Annotated in this window: 16 protein-coding genes; 7 read left to right on the top strand and 9 right to left on the bottom strand. The window is 72.2% G+C overall.

Annotation, left to right across the window (positions count from 1 at the left end; genetic code table 11):
* Window positions 1-25 precede the first annotated feature (25 nt).
* The 3 genes from ACZ4Z2_RS10050 to ACZ4Z2_RS10040 all read right to left on the bottom strand — a co-directional run bounded on the left by ACZ4Z2_RS10050 (window position 26) and on the right by ACZ4Z2_RS10040 (window position 5,494).
* A complete protein-coding gene (locus ACZ4Z2_RS10050; RefSeq protein ID WP_468074679.1) occupies window positions 26-3,349 on the bottom strand; it encodes a S8 family peptidase in 3,324 nt (1,107 codons plus the stop codon).
* A 313-nt stretch (window positions 3,350-3,662) separates the two neighbouring features.
* A complete protein-coding gene (locus tag ACZ4Z2_RS10045) occupies window positions 3,663-4,931 on the bottom strand; it encodes a L,D-transpeptidase (protein ID WP_468074225.1) in 1,269 nt (422 codons plus the stop codon).
* 218 nt (window positions 4,932-5,149) lie between these two features.
* The gene (locus ACZ4Z2_RS10040) at window positions 5,150-5,494 is read right to left on the bottom strand and encodes a hypothetical protein (protein WP_468074223.1); all 345 of its coding nucleotides are present in this window, start codon (window positions 5,492-5,494) and stop codon (window positions 5,150-5,152) included.
* A gap of 152 nt (window positions 5,495-5,646) precedes the next feature.
* Here ACZ4Z2_RS10040 and ACZ4Z2_RS10035 point away from each other — a divergent pair, with 152 nt between their 5' ends.
* Window positions 5,647-5,943, top strand: coding sequence for a hypothetical protein (locus ACZ4Z2_RS10035; RefSeq protein WP_468074677.1), 297 nt, complete (start codon window positions 5,647-5,649; stop codon window positions 5,941-5,943).
* 97 nt (window positions 5,944-6,040) lie between these two features.
* On the opposite strand, the gene hutH is transcribed toward ACZ4Z2_RS10035, so the two are convergent.
* The 3 genes from hutH to ACZ4Z2_RS10020 form a co-directional block, all read right to left on the bottom strand.
* Complete coding sequence (gene hutH, locus ACZ4Z2_RS10030) at window positions 6,041-7,579, bottom strand: histidine ammonia-lyase (protein ID WP_468074675.1); 1,539 nt, start codon at window positions 7,577-7,579, stop codon at window positions 6,041-6,043.
* A gap of 433 nt (window positions 7,580-8,012) precedes the next feature.
* On the bottom strand, window positions 8,013-9,182 hold the full coding sequence (locus ACZ4Z2_RS10025) for a GGDEF domain-containing protein (protein ID WP_468074221.1): 1,170 nt from the start codon (window positions 9,180-9,182) through the stop codon (window positions 8,013-8,015).
* A 79-nt stretch (window positions 9,183-9,261) separates the two neighbouring features.
* A complete protein-coding gene (locus ACZ4Z2_RS10020) occupies window positions 9,262-10,089 on the bottom strand; it encodes an enoyl-CoA hydratase/isomerase family protein (protein WP_468074220.1) in 828 nt (275 codons plus the stop codon).
* An 836-nt stretch (window positions 10,090-10,925) separates the two neighbouring features.
* On the opposite strand from ACZ4Z2_RS10020, the gene ACZ4Z2_RS10015 reads away from it, so the two are divergent.
* Entirely contained in the window at window positions 10,926-11,498 is a 573-nt protein-coding gene (locus ACZ4Z2_RS10015) for a hypothetical protein (protein WP_468074218.1), read from the top strand.
* Window positions 11,499-11,571: 73 nt separating this feature from the next.
* Here the strand turns inward: ACZ4Z2_RS10015 and ACZ4Z2_RS10010 are convergent, their stop codons facing one another.
* Both ACZ4Z2_RS10010 and ACZ4Z2_RS10005 read right to left on the bottom strand, forming a co-directional pair.
* Window positions 11,572-12,702: an adenylate/guanylate cyclase domain-containing protein gene (locus tag ACZ4Z2_RS10010; RefSeq protein ID WP_468074216.1), complete on the bottom strand. Its 1,131-nt coding sequence runs from the start codon at window positions 12,700-12,702 to the stop codon at window positions 11,572-11,574.
* Window positions 12,703-12,985: 283 nt separating this feature from the next.
* Complete coding sequence (locus tag ACZ4Z2_RS10005) at window positions 12,986-13,852, bottom strand: biotin--[acetyl-CoA-carboxylase] ligase (RefSeq protein WP_468074214.1); 867 nt, start codon at window positions 13,850-13,852, stop codon at window positions 12,986-12,988.
* A 197-nt stretch (window positions 13,853-14,049) separates the two neighbouring features.
* Here ACZ4Z2_RS10005 and ACZ4Z2_RS10000 point away from each other — a divergent pair, with 197 nt between their 5' ends.
* From ACZ4Z2_RS10000 to ACZ4Z2_RS09985, 4 genes are all read left to right on the top strand, one after another.
* The gene (locus ACZ4Z2_RS10000; protein ID WP_468074212.1) at window positions 14,050-15,648 is read left to right on the top strand and encodes an acyl-CoA carboxylase subunit beta; all 1,599 of its coding nucleotides are present in this window, start codon (window positions 14,050-14,052) and stop codon (window positions 15,646-15,648) included.
* 14 nt (window positions 15,649-15,662) lie between these two features.
* Complete coding sequence (locus ACZ4Z2_RS09995) at window positions 15,663-15,872, top strand: acyl-CoA carboxylase epsilon subunit (RefSeq protein ID WP_468074673.1); 210 nt, start codon at window positions 15,663-15,665, stop codon at window positions 15,870-15,872.
* A 72-nt stretch (window positions 15,873-15,944) separates the two neighbouring features.
* A complete protein-coding gene (mmpB, locus tag ACZ4Z2_RS09990; protein ID WP_468074210.1) occupies window positions 15,945-16,073 on the top strand; it encodes a morphogenic membrane protein MmpB in 129 nt (42 codons plus the stop codon).
* A 53-nt stretch (window positions 16,074-16,126) separates the two neighbouring features.
* On the top strand, window positions 16,127-16,750 hold the full coding sequence (locus ACZ4Z2_RS09985; protein WP_468074208.1) for a Maf family protein: 624 nt from the start codon (window positions 16,127-16,129) through the stop codon (window positions 16,748-16,750).
* A gap of 7 nt (window positions 16,751-16,757) precedes the next feature.
* On the opposite strand, the gene ACZ4Z2_RS09980 is transcribed toward ACZ4Z2_RS09985, so the two are convergent.
* Complete coding sequence (locus ACZ4Z2_RS09980) at window positions 16,758-17,240, bottom strand: hypothetical protein (protein WP_468074206.1); 483 nt, start codon at window positions 17,238-17,240, stop codon at window positions 16,758-16,760.
* A gap of 381 nt (window positions 17,241-17,621) precedes the next feature.
* Here ACZ4Z2_RS09980 and ACZ4Z2_RS09975 point away from each other — a divergent pair, with 381 nt between their 5' ends.
* The gene (locus ACZ4Z2_RS09975; RefSeq protein WP_468074204.1) at window positions 17,622-19,397 is read left to right on the top strand and encodes an acetyl-CoA carboxylase biotin carboxylase subunit; all 1,776 of its coding nucleotides are present in this window, start codon (window positions 17,622-17,624) and stop codon (window positions 19,395-19,397) included.
* Window positions 19,398-19,610: the final 213 nt, after the last annotated feature.

Genomic DNA, 19,610 nt, shown 5'->3' with positions numbered 1-19,610 from the left:
GTGGCGGCGCCGTCCCCGGCGGGTCTCACCTCCCGAAGTACGCGTCGTGGACGCTCACCGTCGACCGGTTCCCCTTCCTGTCGGTCACCTCGGCGCGCAGCGACACGCTCTTTCCCGCCTCCGGCGTCACGAGGCTGACCTTGCCGTTCTTCACGGCGGCCTCGGTCCACTTCCCGCCGTCGTACGAGACGTACACCGTGAGCGACGCGAGGTTCCCGCCGGCGGCCGCGCCCTGGACGGTGACGGGGACGCCGATCCTCGTGCCGGCCGGGGCCGTGCTCTCGAGGCCCAGGTACGCGCCGCCGAACCGGACCGTGGAGACGGGCAGCCGCCTGTCGCCCGTGGTCCTCGCGGACCGGAAGGTCCAGCTCGCGTCGATCCGTGAGGAGGCCCTGGCCAGGGCCGGGTCACGGATGACGCTGCTGGTCAGCCGGTAGGTGGCGGGCGCCGAGGGGACCGTGAACCGGGCGGAGCCGTCCAGCGCGTCGTCGCCCGAGGCGATCTTCTTCCCGTCGCGGTAGAGGTTCGTGGTGACCTTCTCGTAGAAGGACGCCCCGGCGTGCCCGGCGCCGTCGGCGACCATCGGCAGCAGCCCGTACAGCTGGTTCCCGTCGCGTCGGATGCCGAAGAACCGGGTGATCCTCGGGCCGAAGACACCGACGTTGAAGGTGAGGGTGTAGGTCCGGCCCGCCTTGGCGGGGCGGCTGTCGCCGGTCGTGTAGTACGCGTCCAGCAGCGGGAAGCCCTGGTCGTCCTCCGCGCCGTACTGCTCGAAGTCGAAGCTCCACTTCACCCGGCCGGTGGTGGACACATACAGCGTGCGGGTGCCGGGCAGCGGCCGCGGGACGGCGAGGGCGGGCGAGCCGGGGCTGCCGGGGAGCCAGGCCCAGGCGCTGACCGCGCCCTTCTTGCCCGGGGTGGAGGAGCCGAGGCGGGCCTCGACGGTGGCCAGCTCGGCCTTCTTCCAGTGCCTGGCGTAGCCGGTGGCGAGCCGGGTCACCTTGCTTCCGTCGGCGGTGGAGTACTGGGCGGCGTCGCCCTTGGTCCACTGGCCGGCCCAGGTCTGGGTGAGCCGTCCGCCGGTGACGGGCGGCCCGAGGTGCGCGGTGCGGAACCCCTCGTAGGTGTCGAGCAGCCAGCCGAAGGTGTAGCCGTACGGGCCGACCCGGAGGGTGTAGTCCGGTGCCGCGAGGACCGGGGCGGCGGTGGTGTCGGGCACGGTGATGTCCACCGGTCTGGTTTTGCGGGCGTCCAGGGTGAGGGAGGTGTCCCGGTCGACGGTGAGCGTCGGCCGGGCCAGCCAGGCGGCCCCCTTCGCGTGGTCCTCGGGGTCCACGACGATCCCGGCGTTGAGGGCGTACGTCCCCGCGGGCACCCGCAGCTCGACCGTGCCGTCCTTGTCGTACGGCGTGAACCAGGTGTCCTCGGCGAGACCCGCGATGCCGGTCAGGTCGAGCATGTGGTGCACGGCCGGTGCGCCGTCCCGGTCGATCATCCTGAGGGTGAGGTCGTACGACTCCGCCTCGCGCTCCACGGCCGCGGCGGTCCGTACGCTCTGGCCGCCGCCCGTGGCCGTGACGTACGCCGTGTAGGCGCCGTCGAGCTTCCCGCCGAGCCTGGTGTTCACGGTGAGCGTGACCTTGGCCGTGCCGCCCGCCGGGACGGTGGTCTTCTTGGCGCCGGCCTTGAAGAACCCGGCGGGGGCCGCCTTGCCGCCGGGGCCGGTGCCGGTCACCGAGAGCGCGAGGGTGACGTCCTTCGTGCCGACGTTCCGGTAGGTGATCTTCCTCGACACGGGTTTGTCGTCGGTGTGCGGCCACTGCTGGACCCCGAAGTCCACCGACAGGGGGTCGGCGAGGATCGTCTGCCGAACGGCCCGGTCGACACGGACACGGCCCGACCCCTGCTGGAACGGGGTGTACGCGCCGCCCTTGGCGGAGGCGACGAGGGCGGCCTTGATCTCGGCGTACGTCCATCGCGGGTGCCGCTGCTTGAGCAGGGCGGCTGCGCCCGCGACATGCGGGGTCGCCATCGACGTACCGGAGATGGTCAGGTAGCCGCGAGGCTTCTCGCCGACCTCCCTCTCGATGACGCTGCCCTTGGCCGAGGCGGCGGTGACGGCGACGCCGGGCGCGGTCACGTCGGGCTTGGTCCGCCCGTCGACGGTGGGGCCCCGGCTGGAGAACGACGCGAGCCGGTCCTTGCCGTCGACGGCGCCGACGGTGAGGGCGGCGGCCGCGCTGCCCGGTGAGCCGACCGTCCGCTCGCCGCCCTCGCCCTCGTTGCCGGCGGCGACCGCGAAGAGGATGCCCTTCCGGGCGGAGAGCTTGTCGATCTCCGCCTCCATCGGGTCGGTCTCGGGGGTGTCGGGGCCGCCGAGGCTGAGGTTGACGATGTCGGCGCCCTGTGCGGCGGCCCACTCCATGCCGGCGATGATGCCGGAGTCGTCGCCGTACCCCTCGTCGTCGAGCACCTTGGCGTTGAGCAGCTTCGCGCCCGGCGCGACGCCCTGGTACGCGCCCTTGGACCGCCTGCCGGTGCCGGCGGCGATGGAGGCGACATGGGTGCCGTGGCCGTACTTGTCGGTGGTCTCGGGCGACGTGGAGAAGTTCTTCTCGGCGGTGACCCGGCCCCTGAGGTCGGGGTGGGTGGTGTCGATGCCGGTGTCGAGGACGGCGATGGTGACGCCCTTGCCGTCGTAGCCGGCCTTCCATGCCTTCGGAGCGCCGATCTGCGGGACGGACTTGTCGAGGCTGACCTCGCGGACGCCGTCCAGCCACAGGTGCGCGACCCCGCCGGCGGTGGTGCCGTCGGCGTCGGTGACCGCCTTCCACAGCGCGGCGGCGTCGTCCTTGGGGGTGAGGACCGCGTCGGCGTTCAGTGTCGTCAGGGTGCGCCGGACCGTGGTGCCGCCCGCGTCCCGTACGTCGGCACGGGCGCCGGGGGCGGTGCCGTCGTACCCCACGATCAGTTTCAGGCCCTGCCGGTGGGATCTGCGGGTGGCCGATCCGCTCAGCTCGGTGACGTCGAACAGCCGTCTGTCGACCCTGCCGGTGGAGATCAGCCGGGCGGCGTCGGCCGGGAGGACATAGGTGTGGCCGTCGGCCACCCGGACCTGGACGGGGACGCCCTCGCGGCCCTTGGCCCGCTCCAGCCCGAGGACCCGGCCGGCGGCGTCCACGAGGACCCGGTCACCGGTGACGAGGGTGAGGCGGTACCTGCCCTCCGCCGCCGCGCCGCCGCCGGCCCTGAGCCCGGCCACCGCACCACCGGCCCCGGCCGCCGGACCGGCGTCGAGGCCGGCCGCCGGGCCGGTCGTGGATGCCGTCAGCGTCACGGCGGACGCCATGGCGATCACGGCCGCCCCCACCCTGCTCTTTCGTCTGCGCACGACTCCCCCTTCGTCCGACCAGGGGACCCTTCCGCACACATACGCGTCAATTCCCCCCGGTCTACGCAGTATGACCGGGTGTCAACTCGCGTCACATACCGCGCGACTGGCGCAAAGCGGCGAAACCGGGGCCACCCGCAACCCGCACGCGCCCCGGTCTCCGCTCCCACGCGCCCCACGCCGAGGGCATCCCGCACCATGCACGGCCTCACGCCCCGGAGAACACCGATGCCGCCCCTGGGGGCGGCATCGGCATCAGGAGGGGGAGGGGTCAGGCCGCCGAGCCCGCCTTCCAGTCGGCCCAGCTCATGTTCCAGCCGTTGAGACCGTTGTCCGGGGAGACGGTCTTGTCGCCGGTGTTCTGCACGACGACCACGTCACCGACGATCGAGTTGTCGTAGAACCAGGCGCCCTCGGTGTCGGGGTCGTTGGCGCCCTTGGTGTCGTTCAGACCGACGCAGCCGTGGCTGGTGTTGACGTTGCCGAAGACGGAGTCGGCGCCCCAGTAGTTGCCGTGGATGAAGGTGCCGGAGGTCGTCAGACGCATGGCGTGGGGTACGTCCTTGATGTCGTACTCGCCCTTGCCGTCGTCGTCGGTGAAGCCGACCGTCGCGCCGTTCATCCGGGTCTCCTTGAACTTCTCGGAGATCACCATCTGGCCCTCGTACGTCTTGTTCTCGGGCGAACCGGCGGAGATCGGGATGGTCTTGACGACCTTGCCGTCCTGCGTGACCTTCATCTGCTTGGTCTTGGCGTCGACGATCGAGACCTGGTTGCGGCCGATCTTGAAGGAGACCGTCTTCTGCTGGACGCCGTAGACGCCGTCGGCGCCCTCGACACCGTCGAGCGCGAGCTTCAGCGTGACGGTGGAGCCCTCCTTCCAGTACTCCTCGGGCCGGAAGTCGATGCGGTTCGCGTTGAACCAGTGCCCGACGACCTCCTGGCCGGAGCTGGTGGAGACGGTGATCCCCTTCTGGACGGCGGCCTTGTCGGTGATCGGCTTGTCGAAGTTGATCGAGACCGGCATACCGACGCCGACCGTGGAGCCGTCCTCCGGCGTGAAGTTGCCGATGAAGCTGTTGGCGGGCGAGACGGTGGTGAACGCCGCGTTCTCGTGGGCCTCGCGGCCCTCGGAGTCCTCGGCGGTGGCGGTGATCTTGTAGCTGGTGGACCGCTCCAGCTGGACGCTGGGCGCCCAGCTCTTCTTGTCCGCGGATATCTCACCCTGGACGGCGGCGCCCTCCGCGGTGGTCATCGTCACCTTGGTGAGCGTGCCCTTGCTCACGGTGACCTTGGCGGAGTTGTTGATGGAGGCGTTGTTCGAGCCGTCCTTCGGGGTGATCTTGATGTCGGCCTCGGAGTTCTTCTTGGCCGCCGCCTCGTCGACCTTGGACTGCGAGGAGTCCCCGCCGTCGCCCCCGGACGCGTTGTCGCCGTCGCCTCCGCTGCACGCAGAGAGCACCAGCACCCCGCCGAGCAGTGCGGACGCGACCGTCAGGCCCCTGCGCCGCTTACTGTTCGTCATCACACGCTTCTCCATCGTTGCCGAAATCCCCAAGAACCGAGAATCCCCGTAAGCACTAAAACACCGCTACGGCACCGAGCCGTTCCGCTTGGCGCCGATCTGTGGGATACGCCACTCCACCTGATCCCGGGTCGCCGGAGACCCGGGCGGTGGTGCGCGAGTGACCAGTGCGCCCCCTGAGACGAGAGAACCCCGGGCGGCGGTTGCCGCCCGGGGTCATGACCCAAGGCGCCTCAGCCGCGTCCGACTTCCTCGTCGTCCTCGCCGTCATCATCCTCGTCGAGGCCCCATTCCGGCGAATCGGGGTCGTAGTCGATGCCCTCACTGCTCCAGGAGGCCTGGGCGAGTTCGACCCCCGGCACCTCACCGACCAGGTCGAACGGGTCGATCAGATACGCGAGCGCCTCCGCTGTGTCCTCCGTCACCGCGCTCTCGGCGTGTACCCGCTCATCGCCCGGCATATCGGGATCGTCGGCGATCCGTCGCAACGCGGCGCCGGTGACGGCCTCGACGTTCTCGACCTCCACCACCAATTCCACGCGAAGGCGGACAAACCGTGATGTCTCGTCTGTAGTCATGCCTCGGAGCGTACGGCTCACACACCCCGCGACTTTCCCGCGACCCGCGACTTTCATTAGCATCGCTGTCCACGGCCAATTCGCCAGCGTCACAAGGGGATCGATATTCCGTGTCCGTCGCACGTCGCGCGTCGCCCACCGCCCGCCGATCGCTGCTGACCGCCACCGCCGCGGGGACCCTTCTGGCTGCCCTGTGGTTCGTGCCGTCGGCCAACGCGACCCAGGAGTCCCCGGACATACGGCAGCGGGCGGCCGCCACCACCGACTCCGACGGGACCGCGGCCTCCGGCGCGGCCGAGGACGGCGAGTCGACGGGCCGCACCGCCCAACTCGCCGACACCGGAAGCCCCAACACCACGCCGTACATTGTCGGCGGCACCCTCTTCCTGGGCCTCGGCGCCGGCTTCGTGGCGTACTCGGTCCGACAGGGGCGCCTGGAGGCGTACTGACAGGCGCGCCGCTGACACGCGTAACACAGGGGGGCACCGCCACGTCGGCGGTGCCCCCCTGCGCGTTCCGGTCGGGTCTGCCCCGTGAGGGCTAGGGTCAGGCCAGCGGGCCGGTCACCGACTCGGCCGCCGCGACCAGCCGCCCCTCCCGGACGAACGTGTCGGCGAGCGCCAGGTCGGGGGCGAGGAAACGATCCGGCCCGCGGCCTTCGACCCCGAACTTCCGTACGGCCTCGATGACCGCCCTGGTGGCCGGCGCGGGCGTGAGCCCCTCGCGCAGCTCCACGGCGCGCGTGCCGGCGTAGAGCTCGACGGCGAGCACCCGGGTGAGGTTGCCGACGGCGGTGCGCAGCTTGCGGGCGGCCGACCACCCCATGGAGACGTGGTCCTCCTGCATCGCGGAGGACGGGATCGAGTCCGCCGAGGCCGGGACGGCGAGCCGCTTCAGCTCGCTGACCAGCGCCGCCTGCGTGTACTGGGCGATCATGAGCCCGGAGTCGACACCGGCGTCGTCGGCGAGGAACGGCGGCAGCCCGTGCGAGCGGTTCTTGTCGAGCAGCCGGTCGGTGCGCCGCTCGGCGATCGAGGCCAGGTCCGCGACCGCGATGGCGAGGAAGTCCAGCACGTACGCGACCGGGGCGCCGTGGAAGTTGCCGTTGGACTCGACCCGCCCGTCCGGCAGGACGACGGGGTTGTCGACGGCCGACGCCAACTCCCGTTCGGCGACGAGCCGGGCGTGCGCGAGGGTGTCCCTCCCGGCCCCGGCGACCTGCGGGGCGCAGCGCACCGAGTACGCGTCCTGCACCCGCGGCGCGTCGTCCTGGTGGTGTCCGGTGAGCTGCGAACCCTTCAGCACGGCCAGCATGTTGGCGGCGGAGGCGCCCTGTCCGGGGTGCGGGCGGATGGCGTGCAGCTCGGGGGCGAGGACCTTGTCGGTGCCGAGCAGCGCCTCCAGGGAGATCGCGGCGGTGACGTCGGCCGAGGTGTAGAGCGTCTCCAGGTCGGCGAGCGCCATGACGAGCATGCCCAGCATGCCGTCGGTGCCGTTGAGGAGGGCGAGCCCCTCCTTCTCGCGCAGCTCGACGGGGGTGATGCCGTGCGCGGCGAGCAGCTCGGCGGCCGGCCGGACGACGCCGTCGGGGCCCTCGGCGTCGCCCTCGCCCATGAGGGTGAGGGCGCAGTGCGACAGCGGCGCGAGGTCGCCGGAGCAACCGAGGGAGCCGTACTCGTGCACGACGGGGGTGATCCCGGCGTTGAGGAGGTCGGCCATGGTGCGCGCGACCTCGGGGCGCACGCCGGTACGACCGGAGCAGACCGTCTTCAGCCGCAGGAACATCAGGGCGCGGACGACCTCGCGCTCCACCCTGGGGCCCATGCCGGCCGCGTGCGACCGGACGATGTTGCGCTGGAGCTGGGTGCGCAGCTCCTGGCTGATGTGCCGGGTCGCGAGGGCACCGAAGCCGGTGGAGACCCCGTAGACGGGGTCCGGTTTGGCCGCCAGCGCGTCCACGATCTCGCGAGCCGCGGCGAGGGCCGTCAGCGCCTCCTCGGAGAGCTCGACCCGGGCGCCGGCGCGCGCGACGGCGAGGACGTCGGCGGCGGTGACTCCGGACGTCCCGAGCACCACCGTGTCCACAGAGTGCATATCCATATTCAGGATCGTAGGGACTGAATCGCCGAATGTCACGACCGGTCGCCAGGGGGGCTCCTTACTCGTCCGCCGTCCCGCCACACGATCCGCGACATTCACGGACGAAGCAATTCGCGTAGATCCGGGAATGATCAGAAATTTCTTAGAATTCGATCAAAGAACGATCAGAAACTCGCAGGTAACAGAGGTGCCTGGTGTGGCGGAGGGTTACGGTCGTGACACCTGATGCGTCGACGCCTCCCAGTGCGCACCCTCCCGGTGCGCGCACACGAGGGGCCGACGCCTCGGACGACCCTGTCCCCACGGCCACCACTCCCCCCTGTCGGCCGTGGGGCCCCTACGGCCCCGGCGACGCGACCACTCCCGGGCCGTAGGCGTCCGAGGGCCGCGCGCGACCTCGAACACCGCGCGGCCCGCCCTAGGACCGGCGCCCTCGAATGCGGCGCCGGTCCCCGGGGTGTGCCGGATCGACGGGGGCGGGCGGCCGGTCGGCGAGACTGACGACCGGGTCCTCGGCACCGTCGCCCTCCCGGCCCGCGACGACCGGCTCGATCGAACCGGCGGCCTTGGCCCGGTACTGCGCGGCGTCCGCGAGCCGGAACAGCCGCCGCGCCGAGCGCAGCGGCCCGATCGGGTCCCCCGTGGAGGCGACCCCGCACGCGACCCCGTCACCCGGCTCCAGATCCCGCGCCCGCGCGCACAGATCACCGGCGACCCGCACCACCTCGTCCGCGGACGGGCCCACCGCGAGCAGACAGAACTCGTCCCCGCCGAGCCGCGCGGCCAGGACGTGGGGCAGCTCCGCCGCGCAGCGCGAGAGCACCGAGCCGAACCGTTCCAGCACCTGGTCGCCCACGGCGTGCCCGTAGGAGTCGTTGACCTTCTTCAGGCCGTTGAGGTCGCAGACCACCAGGCTGATCACGGTGCCGTCGCGCCGGTGCGCCTCCATCGCCTCGTCCAGCCGCAGGTCGACCGCGCGCCGGTTGCCGAGGCCGGTGAGGGGGTCGGTGAAGGCGAGCCGCCGGGCCTCCTCCAACCGTTCCGACTGCGCGATCCCCGCCGCCACGACCGAGGCGAGGACCGTCGCGAAGGCGGCGTCGTCGCCGTGGAAGACGGGCTCCCCGGCGGGCCGGGCCACATACAGCTCGCCCCACGCCCTGCCGTTCAGCACGATGGGCGCCACCACGCAGCAGCCCCGGCCGCGCCGGCGCAGCGCCGCCACCCGCTGATGGCAGTAGCCGCCCCGGCGCCGGTCCGCGACGGGCCCGGCCGCCGTCTCCACCCAGGCGTTGGGCTCACCGCCCTCCAGCCACCGCTCGTGCAGGAACTCCGCGATCTCCGGGAACTGGTGCACGGGGTACGTCTCGTCCTCCGGGAACTCCTCCTCGTCCGCCGCCCGGATGCCCACGTTCACGAGCACCCGCAGCAGCCCGCGCTCCCGCTCCCACACGGACAGCGCGGCGAAACTGCCGGACAGGGCCCGGCACGCCCCGTCCGCCGCCGCCCGCCACGACTCACGGGGCGTGTGCGCGGCGGCCATGCCCCGCGCAAGCGCCACCACGGCCCTCAGCCGTCTGTCCTCGCCCACCACTCCAGGCTAGGGAGCTTTGCTCCGATTTGGGACGTTGGTGGGGCGAACAGGGGTACGGCCCCGCAAAGCCCTTGGCTCACTCCCCCGGCCAGTCCGGCTTCCGCTTCTCGTTGAACGCGGCCACACCCTCCGCGCGGTCGCCCGAGAAGGCCACGGAACGCCACGCCGCGTCCTCGACGTCCAGACCGGCCCGCAGATCGAGGCCGTGCCCGAGCCGCAGGGCCCGCTTCGCGGCCCGCAGCCCCACGGGTGAGTTGGCGGCCATCCGCGCGGCCAGCGCCAACGCCTCCGTACGGTCCTGCCCCTCGGCCACCAGTTCGTCCACGAGACCCAACTCCCGCGCCTCCACGGCCTCCAGCCGCCGCGCGGTGAAGATCAGCTCGGCGGCCCGCGCGGCCCCGACACGGCGCGGCAGCAACTGCGTACCGCCGCCGCCGGGGATCACCCCCACGGACACCTCCGGCAGGCCCACCACCGCGGTGCGGTCGGCCACGATGACATCGCAGGACAGCGCCAGCTCGAACCCGCCACCCAGCGCGAAGCCGTGCACGGCCGCGACGGTCGGCATCGGAAGCTCCAGCACACCGGTGTACGCCGCCCGCGCCACGGGCCGCTGCCGCACCAGCTCCGCGTCGCTGAACGAGTTCCGCTCCTTCAGGTCGGCCCCCACACAGAACGCCCGCTCGTGCGTCGAGGTGACCACGACCACCCGTACGTCCCGGTCGGCGGCCAGCGCGTCGCACGCGGCGGCGATGGAGCGGGCCATGTCGGTGGACACGGCGTTCATGGCCTTCGGCCGGTCGAGGGCGAGTTCGGCGACGTAGGCGTGCCGCCGCACGACCACGAACTCGCCGTACCGCCGCTCGCCGCCCGGCCCCTCTGCGACATCGACCCCGACACCCATGACACACCCTCCGGTTAACGCGGGTTAACTACCGTCACCCTCGATCATCGCAGCCCGCCCGGCCTCGCAAAACCCCGTAACACGCCGTGGAACCCCTGCGGCGACGCGTTCGGCAACACGGCGCGACAACGCGTCGGCCCGTTTCCCCGTTCGAGTGACATCGAGCCCTTCGTCGGCCCCGTCGCTGTTCTCTCCGCATAGCCTGCGCTCCGCCAGGCGCACCGGGGGACAGGGGCGCGGAGGGAGGACGGACCATGACGACACACACGGCGACCAGGCCGACGACGACGCCCACGACGGGGACGCCACCGAGCGCGCCGTCGGCTGCGCCCCGACAACCACCCCGGCCGCCATCCCCGCGACAGCCCACCCCCCAGCCAACCGCTACGCCCAACACCAGGGCCACGTCGACACCACCGAGCCCCCAGCCGAGCGGCTCGCCCGACAGCCAGAGCACGCCGAAGCAGCCGAGCCCCCAGCCGAACGGTTCGCCGGACGCCCTGGGCACGTCCAAGCCACCGAGCCACCGGCCCGCACCGCCGGAGGCGATCGGGGGCGGCTCGACGCGATGGGCCCCGACGGGAGCCCCTACGGCGCCGGCGAGCCCCCGGGCGTCCCGGCCGACCGCGACGCCCCGCCCATCCGCTGCGCCTCGCCCATTTACTGCGCCCCAGACGTCCGCGACGCCCCAGGCGGCCACCACTGGCGCCACTCCCGCCCCGACTGCGGTCGCGCCCCCCGTCTCGGCGGTGAGCGTCGTGGCTCCGGACCAGGTCGCCCCCGTTTCGCTCGTCGCTCGGCCCAGGGGGCGGCACCGGCGGCCGCGGCCTCGGAAGGTGTTGTTCGCGGTCGGCGGGATGGCGTTGGCGGCGGGCGCCCTGAGCCTGCTGCGGCTGGCCTCGGATCCGGTCGCCGGTGGCGGCACGGCCGCCGGGACCGCGCCCAGGGCGGCGGACGACCTCACGGATGATTCGACCGGCGCCGGGGCCCAGGTGGGCGGCGTACCGTCGGCCGAGCCGACCGCCGACGCGCCCATGGGCGACACGAGCCCCACGCCGTCCCCACCGCCGTCACCGGGTTCCGCCACCGCCGTGCCCACACCGTCGGCGGCCTCGTCCGTCCCCTCGATCGGCGTGGAACTCCCCGACGGCCCCGGCGCCGACCGCGCCCCTACAGCCGACGCCACCCTCCCGGAGAGCCCCGCGGCCCCCGAGGCCGCCCGGCCCGCCCCGACCACGCCCACCCAACAGTCGCCCGCCCCCCGGCAACCGGCCGCCCCCGACTCCCCGCCCGCCCCCGACAGTCCGTCCGAGCCGGCCCAGCCGACCCAGCCGTCCCGGCCGCAGGGACCGGGTCTGTGCGTCCCGATCGTCGGCCTGTGTGTCGGTGACACGCCGACCGGCAGGTGAGGGCGGTCGGCAGGGCAGCCACAGGCCCGGAGCCCTCAGCCCTCGGCGAGCGGCCCTCGGCGAGCAGCGCGGTCTACGGCTTGCCCGGTCGGCGGGTCAGCAGCCACGGCTGGACCACGCCCAGACCGCGGACGGGGCGTTGCCACATGGGCTGGAGGGCGAAGCGGTAGGTAGGCGGTTCCTCGCCCTCCTTCTCGGCGGCGGCCGCGGCTTCGGCGGCCTCCGCCTCGGACGCGGGCGCCTCACCGGTGCGGATGAGTTCCTCGGCGAACGCGGCGTCCACCAGGACCGCGTCCTTGGGGGCTATGGAGGTCAGCCGGCTCGCGAGGTTCACCGTGGAGCCGAACACGTCCCCCATCCGGGTCGTGACCGTCCCGAAGGCCATGCCGACGCGCAGCTCGGGCATGGTCTCGTCGTTCGCCATGGTCTCGATCAGGCGCAGCGCGATCTCGGCGGCGACCCCCGCGTCATCCGCGGCGTAGAGGACCTCGTCGCCCAGGGTCTTGATCAGCCGGCCACCGTTCGCGGCCACGAGGTCCGCCGCCGTGGTCTCGAACGCCTCGACGAGCTCGCCGAGCTCCTCCTCCTCCATCCGGCGCGTGAGCCGGGTGAAGCCGACCAGGTCGGCGAAGCAGACCGCGAGCCGCCGGTCGACCATCTCCTCGTCGTCCGCGGCCTGCACGACCCGCCCGGTGGCGGCGGCGAGCTGGCGGCGCCAGACGTAGACGAGGAACTCCTCCAGCTCCGGCAGGAGCAGTTCGACCAGGGGGTACGTCACCTCGGTGCGGGTCATGCCCGGCTCCGGCGGTTCCGTCAGCCCCTCCAGGAAGGAGTCGATCTGCCACTCGGCGAGCCGCGCGGTGGTCTGCCCGGTGGAACGTGCCACCTGCACGGCCATGGCCTCGCTGAGCAGCCCCGCCTCGACGAGACCGGCGAGCCGCCGCAGGGCGAGGACGTCCGCCTCGGTGAGCGCCTTGGCCTGGCCGATGTCCGCGAAGCCCATGGCACGCCAGAACCGGGACGCCAGTTCCATGGACACGCCCGCGCTCCGGGCCGCCTGGAAGGGGGTGTAACGGCGCTCGGCACCGAGGATGAGCCCTTCGAGCCGCAGCGCGAGCGGGTCCTCCTCGCCGCCGTCCGCGCCCTGGGGGTCCGGCGGGTCCACGCGGCCCTGCGCGTCCGTGCCGGTGTCCTCGACGCTCACGCCAGCTGCCCTTCCGATCTCCCGCGGTCACGTACTCGACCGGCCTCAACTCTACGGCAGGTGTGCGCCAGCTCACTCCGTCAGGTGCGGCCGCCGGGGGTGCCCTCCTTGACCGTACGGCCCCGGCGTGGGCGCCGCCCCCGGGAGCGGAACCCCCGGGTGCTCCACCCGCACCCCGCCCAGCGGCCCGCCGTCCGGCGGCGGGATGGACTGGACGCCGTCACCGGGTGCCCGGACAACAGGCGCCCCACACACCCCACCGCCCCCTGCTGTCTCCTCTTTCTCACATGGCACGCAGATGCACGATGTCCCCGGCCCCCACCGGCTCCCGTACCCCTTCTCCGGTGGCCAGCACCAACCGCCCGTCGCCGTCGACGGCCACGGCCTCCCCGACGATCGACCGGTCGCCCGGCAGCTCGGCCCGCACCGTGCGCCCGAGGGTCGCGCACCCGGCCGCGTACGTCTCCTGCAGCCCGCTCACCGCGGGGTCGCCCGCGGCCCCACGCCAGCGGCCGTACCAGTCCTCCAGGGAGCGCAGAACGGCGCGCAGCAGCGGATCGCGGTCGGTGGTCACGGCGCCGGCGAGGGCCAGGGACCCGGCGGTGGGCACGGGCAACTCGTCCTCGCGCAGGCTGACGTTGACGCCGATCCCGATGACGACCCCGTCGCCCGCGCGCTCCGCGAGGATGCCGCCGACCTTGCGTTCCTCACCGCCGACGGTCACCAGCACATCGTTGGGCCATTTGAGTGATGTATCGACGCCGGCGGCCCGGGACAGGCCCGTGGCGACGGCGACCCCGGCGAGCAGCGGCAGCCAGCCCCACTGGTGGACGGGGACGTCGGTGGGCTTGAGGAGGACGGAGAAGAAGAGCCCCGAGCGGGGCGGGGCCGTCCACTGCCGGTCGAGACGGCCGCGGCCGGCGGTCTGCTCCTCGGCGACGAGGACCGCTCCCTCGTCGGCGTCCCCCCGGGCCGCGAGACCCACCAGGTCGTGGTTGGTGGAGCCGGTGCGCTGCACGACCTCCACATCGCGGTACAGGCCCCCGTGCCCGCCGCCCCGTACGAGCGCCCGGCGCAACGCGGCCCCGTTGAGCGGCGGACGGTCGAGGTCGGACCAGCGGCTGTCGTCTGAAGCATCTCGCGGCGTCATGCAACCCACCCTAGGTGTGGTAAACGCCGCACTGCCGAACGGTAGGCGCAGCACTACGCTACGGATGAGTAACCACCGCTACTTCTGAGCACGCATGAGCACGTAACGAGACAGCGCGAGCCCTCGTCCCGAGCGGGCACGCACCCCGAAGTCCTCACGTCCCCCGTCCCACTGAGCAGGCAGGGAGCCGCACCCCGATGTCCGAGCCGGAAGAGCCAGCACACATCGACATTCACACGACCGCGGGGAAGCTCGCGGATCTGCAGCGCCGCATCCACGAGGCGACGCATGCCGGCTCCGAGCGCGCGGTGGAGAAGCAGCACGCCAAGGGCAAACTGACGGCCCGTGAGCGGATCGAACTGCTCCTCGACGACGACTCCTTCGTGGAGTTCGACGAGTTCGCCCGCCACCGTTCCACCGACTTCGGCATGGAGAAGAACCGCCCGTACGGCGACGGTGTCGTCACCGGGTACGGCACGGTCGACGGCCGCCCCGTCGCCGTGTTCTCGCAGGACTTCACCGTTCTCGGCGGTTCCCTCGGCGAGGTCTTCGGCCAGAAGATCATGAAGGCGATGGACTTCGCCCTGAAGACCGGCTGCCCCGTGATCGGTATCAACGACTCCGGCGGCGCCCGTATCCAGGAGGGCGTCATGGCCCTCGGCATGTACGGCGAGATCTTCCGCCGCAACACCCACGCGAGCGGGGTGATCCCGCAGATCTCCCTGGTCGTCGGCCCGTGCGCGGGTGGCGCGGTGTACTCGCCCGCGATCACCGACTTCACGGTCATGGTCGACCAGACCTCGCACATGTTCATCACCGGCCCGGACGTCATCAAGACGGTCACCGGCGAGGACGTCGGCTTCGAGGAACTGGGCGGCGCCCGTACGCACAACGCGACCTCGGGCGTGGCCCACCACATGGCGGGCGACGAGAAGGACGCGATCGAGTACGTCAAGCAGCTCCTGTCCTACCTCCCGTCGAACAACCTCAGCGAGCCCCCGGCCTTCCCGGAACAGGCCGACCTGTCCGTCACCGACGAGGACCGCGAGCTGGACACGCTCGTCCCCGACAGCGCGAACCAGCCGTACGACATGCACGCGGTGGTCGAGCACGTCCTGGACGACGGCGAGTTCTTCGAGACGCAGGCCCTGTTCGCGCCGAACATCCTCACCGGCTTCGGCCGGGTCGAGGGCCATCCGGTGGGCATCGTCGCCAACCAGCCCATGCAGTTCGCGGGCTGTCTGGACATCGACGCCTCCGAGAAGGCGGCCCGCTTCGTCCGCACCTGCGACGCCTTCAACGTCCCGGTCCTGACCTTCGTCGACGTGCCCGGCTTCCTCCCGGGCGTCGGCCAGGAGCACGAGGGCATCATCCGCCGGGGCGCCAAGCTGATCTACGCCTACGCCGAGGCCACGGTCCCGCTGATCACGGTCATCACCCGCAAGGCGTTCGGCGGCGCCTACGACGTCATGGGCTCCAAGCACCTCGGCGCCGACCTCAACCTGGCCTGGCCGACCGCCCAGATCGCCGTCATGGGCGCCCAGGGCGCGGTCAACATCCTGCACCGCCGCACCATCGCCGCCGCCTCCGACGAGGAGCGCGAGGAGGTGCGCGCCCGCTTGATCCAGGAGTACGAGGACACCCTCCTCAACCCCTACACGGCGGCCGAACGCGGCTATGTGGACGCCGTGATCATGCCCTCGGACACCCGCCGCCACATCGTCCGGGGCCTGCGCCAGCTGCGCACCAAGCGCGAGTCCCTGCCTCCGAAGAAGCACGGCAACATCCCCCTCTAGACCTGACGGGAGCCATCGTGATCAAGGTCGTACGGGGCAATCCGACCCCCGAGGAGCTGGCCGCCGCCCTGGCGGTGGTCCAAGCGCGCGCCGCGGCGGCGGCCACGCAGCCGTCCGGCGCGCCCGCCCCCCGGGACTCCTGGTCCGACCCGTCCCGCATCGCCGCGCACCGCCTGCCGGCCCCGGGCCCCACCTCGTGGAGCCGCACCTACTGGCCCGGCTGAGCGGAACCACCGGCTTCTAGTTGAGTACGCGTACTCAGGCGTCCGGACCACAGCGCCCCGCACCATCGGAGCATGCTGTGGTCCGACCCTGAGAACGAGCCGCCGAAGGAACTCCGAGACACCCAGGAGATGCTCCGCCGGCTCAGCATCCTCATGGCGCTGGCCATGGTCCTGGCCATGCTGGTCCTGGGCATCCGCTGAACGCCGGTCAACGGCGGCCTCGGCCGCCCCGCGCCCGCCGCTACGCTGACCGCATGACCGACTTGCACTCCCGGCGTCGCCTGGTGCTCGCCTCCCAGTCCCCCGCCCGCCTCAACCTGCTCCGGCAGGCCGGCCTGGACCCCGAGGTGATCGTCAGCGGAGTGGACGAGGACGCCGTCACCGCTCCCACCCCCGCCGAACTGGCCCTCGCCCTCGCCGAGGCCAAGGCATCCGTCGTGGCGGCGAAGCCCGAGGTCAAGGGCGCCCTCGTCATCGGCTGCGACTCGGTGCTCGACCTGGACGGCGAGGCCCTCGGCAAGCCCGCCGACGCCGAGGAGGCCACAGCCCGCTGGAAGGCGATGCGGGGCCGCGCCGGCACCCTCCAGACCGGCCACTGCGTCTACGACACCGCCACCGGCCGCTACACCTCCGCCACCGCCTCCACCGTGGTCCACTTCGGCGACCCCTCCGACGAGGAGATCGCGGCGTACGTGGCCTCGGGCGAACCCCTCTACGTCGCGGGCGCGTTCACGCTCGACGGCCGCTCGGCCCCGTTCATCGACGGCATCGACGGCGACCACGGCAACGTCATCGGCATCAGCCTCCCGCTGGTCCGCCGTCTGCTGGCCCAACTGGACGTGGCCATCACGGACCTGTGGACGCCCCGAGCGCGGTGACGGCGGCTCAGGAGGCGCCGGCGGCCGGCGGCGCGACGGGCGCGGCCGGCGTGCCGTCCTCGGCGGCGCCCGGCCCCGGGCCCCGGCCTCCGGCGTCGGCCTTCCGGTCGTACGTCATCAGGGTGAGCACCACGAGCGCCAGCACCACCATCATGAAGACGAAGGCGCCCCACCCGACCAGCCCCACGGTGAGCGCGCCGAGCAGCCCGTGCACCACGGCCGCGCTGATGAGCACGACACGCCCGAGCCCGGCCGCGGGCCGGTCCCGTACCGCGACGAGCAGCGCGACGAACCCGCAGAACGCGAAGTAGAGCCCGAAGACGACACCCCCGGCCTTGGACGAGACGGACATCGCGTCGGGGTCCAGCCCGGCGAGGGACATCTTCTGCCGGTCGACGACGGTGCCGAGGAACCACTGGAGCAGGGCGATCCCCAGCCCCTCCGCGAACAGCACGATCGCCGTGACCACCGCCACCGGTCTGCGGATCACCGCCACCCACCCACTTTCCCTGCCCGCGCCGTTCCCGCCGGGGCGCCGTCACCCCACGTAAGTGTTCGAGACATCGCGAACGCTACTAACGGGTAAACCCGGGGACAAGGGTTCTCACGAGAGCAAAGAATCGTTGGGCCATTAGTAGGGACTCCACAAAGAAACCCAACCGGCCGCAGCGCGGCCGCACAGAGACCTTGACCACAGTGGAGGGCTAGGGTTTTCGGGTGGAGTCCTGCGTGATGCGGTACGACAAGGGATTTCGCCGGTCGAGCGAGCCTCGATTCACGCTCCGTGTGGGCAAGGTCACCATTGAGGACGGGTCGAAACGCCGTGTCGGCAGTCCCTAAACTCGGCTTGTTTCAAGGAGAGGGAGCCATCGTGCGCAAGGTGTTGATCGCCAACCGAGGCGAAATCGCTGTCCGCGTCGCCCGGGCGTGCCGGGACGCCGGGATCGCGAGCGTGGCCGTGTACGCGGAACCGGACCGGGACGCACTGCACGTGCGTGCCGCGGACGAGGCGTTCGCCCTGGGCGGTGACACCCCCGCCACCAGCTACCTGGACATCGCCAAGGTGCTCCAGGCGGCCAAGGACTCCGGGGCGGACGCGATCCACCCGGGCTACGGCTTCCTCTCGGAGAACGCGGAGTTCGCCCAGGCGGTGCTGGACGCGGGCCTGATCTGGATCGGCCCGCCGCCGCAGGCGATCCGCGACCTGGGTGACAAGGTGGCGGCCCGTCACATCGCCCAGCGCGCGGGCGCCCCGCTCGTCGCGGGCACCCCCGACCCGGTGTCGGGCGCCGACGAGGTCGTGGCGTTCGCCGAGGAGCACGGCCTGCCCATCGCCATCAAGGCGGCGTTCGGCGGCGGCGGCCGCGGTCTGAAGGTGGCCCGCACCCTCGAAGAGGTGCCCGAGCTGTACGACTCGGCCGTCCGTGAGGCGGTCGCGGCGTTCGGTCGCGGCGAGTGCTTCGTGGAGCGCTACCTGGACAAGCCGCGGCACGTCGAGACCCAGTGCCTGGCGGACAAGCACGGCAACGTGGTCGTCGTCTCCACCCGCGACTGCTCGCTCCAGCGCCGCCACCAGAAGCTGGTCGAGGAGGCCCCGGCGCCGTTCCTGTCGCCCGAGCAGAACGCGGAGCTGTACCGCGCGTCGAAGGCCATCCTGAAGGAGGCCGGCTACGTCGGCGCCGGCACGGTGGAGTTCCTCGTCGGCATGGACGGCACGATCTCCTTCCTGGAGGTCAACACCCGCCTCCAGGTGGAGCACCCGGTCACCGAGGAGGTCACCGGCATCGACCTGGTCCGTGAGATGTTCCGGATCGCCGACGGCGAGGAGCTGGGCTACGACGACCCGCCGATGCGCGGCCACTCGTTCGAGTTCCGCATCAACGGCGAGGACCCGGGCCGCAACTTCCTCCCGGCCCCCGGCACGGTCACCACGTTCACCCCGCCGTCCGGTCCCGGTGTCCGCCTGGACGCGGGCGTGGAGTCCGGCAGTGTCATCGGCCCGGCCTGGGACTCCCTCCTGGCCAAGCTGATCGTCACCGGCGCCACCCGGCAGCAGGCCCTTCAGCGTGCCGCGCGCGCCCTGGAGGAGTTCCAGGTCGAGGGCATGGCCACGGCCATCCCGTTCCACCGCGTGGTCGTGAAGGACCCGGCGTTCGCTCCCGAACTCACCGGTTCCACCGACCCGTTCACGGTCCACACCCGCTGGATCGAGACGGAGTTCGTCAACGAGATCAAGCCGTTCGCGGCTCCCGCGGACACCGCCGAGCCCGAGGACGAGTCGGACCGCGAGACGATCGTCGTCGAGGTCGGCGGCAAGCGCCTGGAGGTATCCCTCCCCACCGCCCTGGGCATGACCCTGGCCCGCACCGGCCTGGCCGCGGGCGCCAAGCCCAAGCGCCGCGCGGCCAAGAAGTCGGGCCCGGCGGCGTCGGGTGACACCCTCGCCTCCCCGATGCAGGGCACGATCGTGAAGGTCGCCGTCGAGGAGGGCCAGGAGGTCAAGGAGGGCGACCTCGTCGTGGTCCTGGAGGCCATGAAGATGGAGCAGCCCCTCAACGCCCACCGCTCCGGCACGATCAAGGGCCTGAGCGCGGAGGTCGGCGCCTCCATCACCTCGGGCGCGGCGATCTGCGAGATCAAGGACTGAGCACCCGCACGCACCGACGCGACCCCCGCGCCCGTCAGGGCCGCGGGGGTCGCGTCGTCCCCGCGGCAACTCGCCCGGCCGCCCGCCCCCTCAGGGCCCGGAGGGCCCCCGGAGGGCCCTAGGTGTTCTGTCCACGGAGGTTCGTGACGCAAGTCTCGGCTGAAGGATCTTGAAACGGGTGAGGGCCTTCTGGCCTGGTGTGGATTGCGACAT

The sequence above is a fragment of the Streptomyces sp. NPDC030183 genome, assembly GCF_055573455.1.
Note: the sequence above shows the minus strand (reverse complement) of the source record. Positions and strands in the feature narration are given on the sequence as shown.

Coding starts and splice junctions, on each gene's coding strand:
- ACZ4Z2_RS10050 (WP_468074679.1), bottom strand. CDS start 3,349: ATGGCGTCCGCCGTGACGCTGACGGCATCCACGACCGGCCCGGCGGCC.
- ACZ4Z2_RS10045 (WP_468074225.1), bottom strand. CDS start 4,931: ATGGAGAAGCGTGTGATGACGAACAGTAAGCGGCGCAGGGGCCTGACG.
- ACZ4Z2_RS10020 (WP_468074220.1), bottom strand. CDS start 10,089: ATGGGTGTCGGGGTCGATGTCGCAGAGGGGCCGGGCGGCGAGCGGCGG.
- ACZ4Z2_RS09985 (WP_468074208.1), top strand. CDS start 16,127: ATGACCGACTTGCACTCCCGGCGTCGCCTGGTGCTCGCCTCCCAGTCC.
- mmpB (WP_468074210.1), top strand. CDS start 15,945: ATGCTGTGGTCCGACCCTGAGAACGAGCCGCCGAAGGAACTCCGAGAC.
- ACZ4Z2_RS10005 (WP_468074214.1), bottom strand. CDS start 13,852: ATGACGCCGCGAGATGCTTCAGACGACAGCCGCTGGTCCGACCTCGAC.
- ACZ4Z2_RS10040 (WP_468074223.1), bottom strand. CDS start 5,494: ATGACTACAGACGAGACATCACGGTTTGTCCGCCTTCGCGTGGAATTG.
- ACZ4Z2_RS10000 (WP_468074212.1), top strand. CDS start 14,050: ATGTCCGAGCCGGAAGAGCCAGCACACATCGACATTCACACGACCGCG.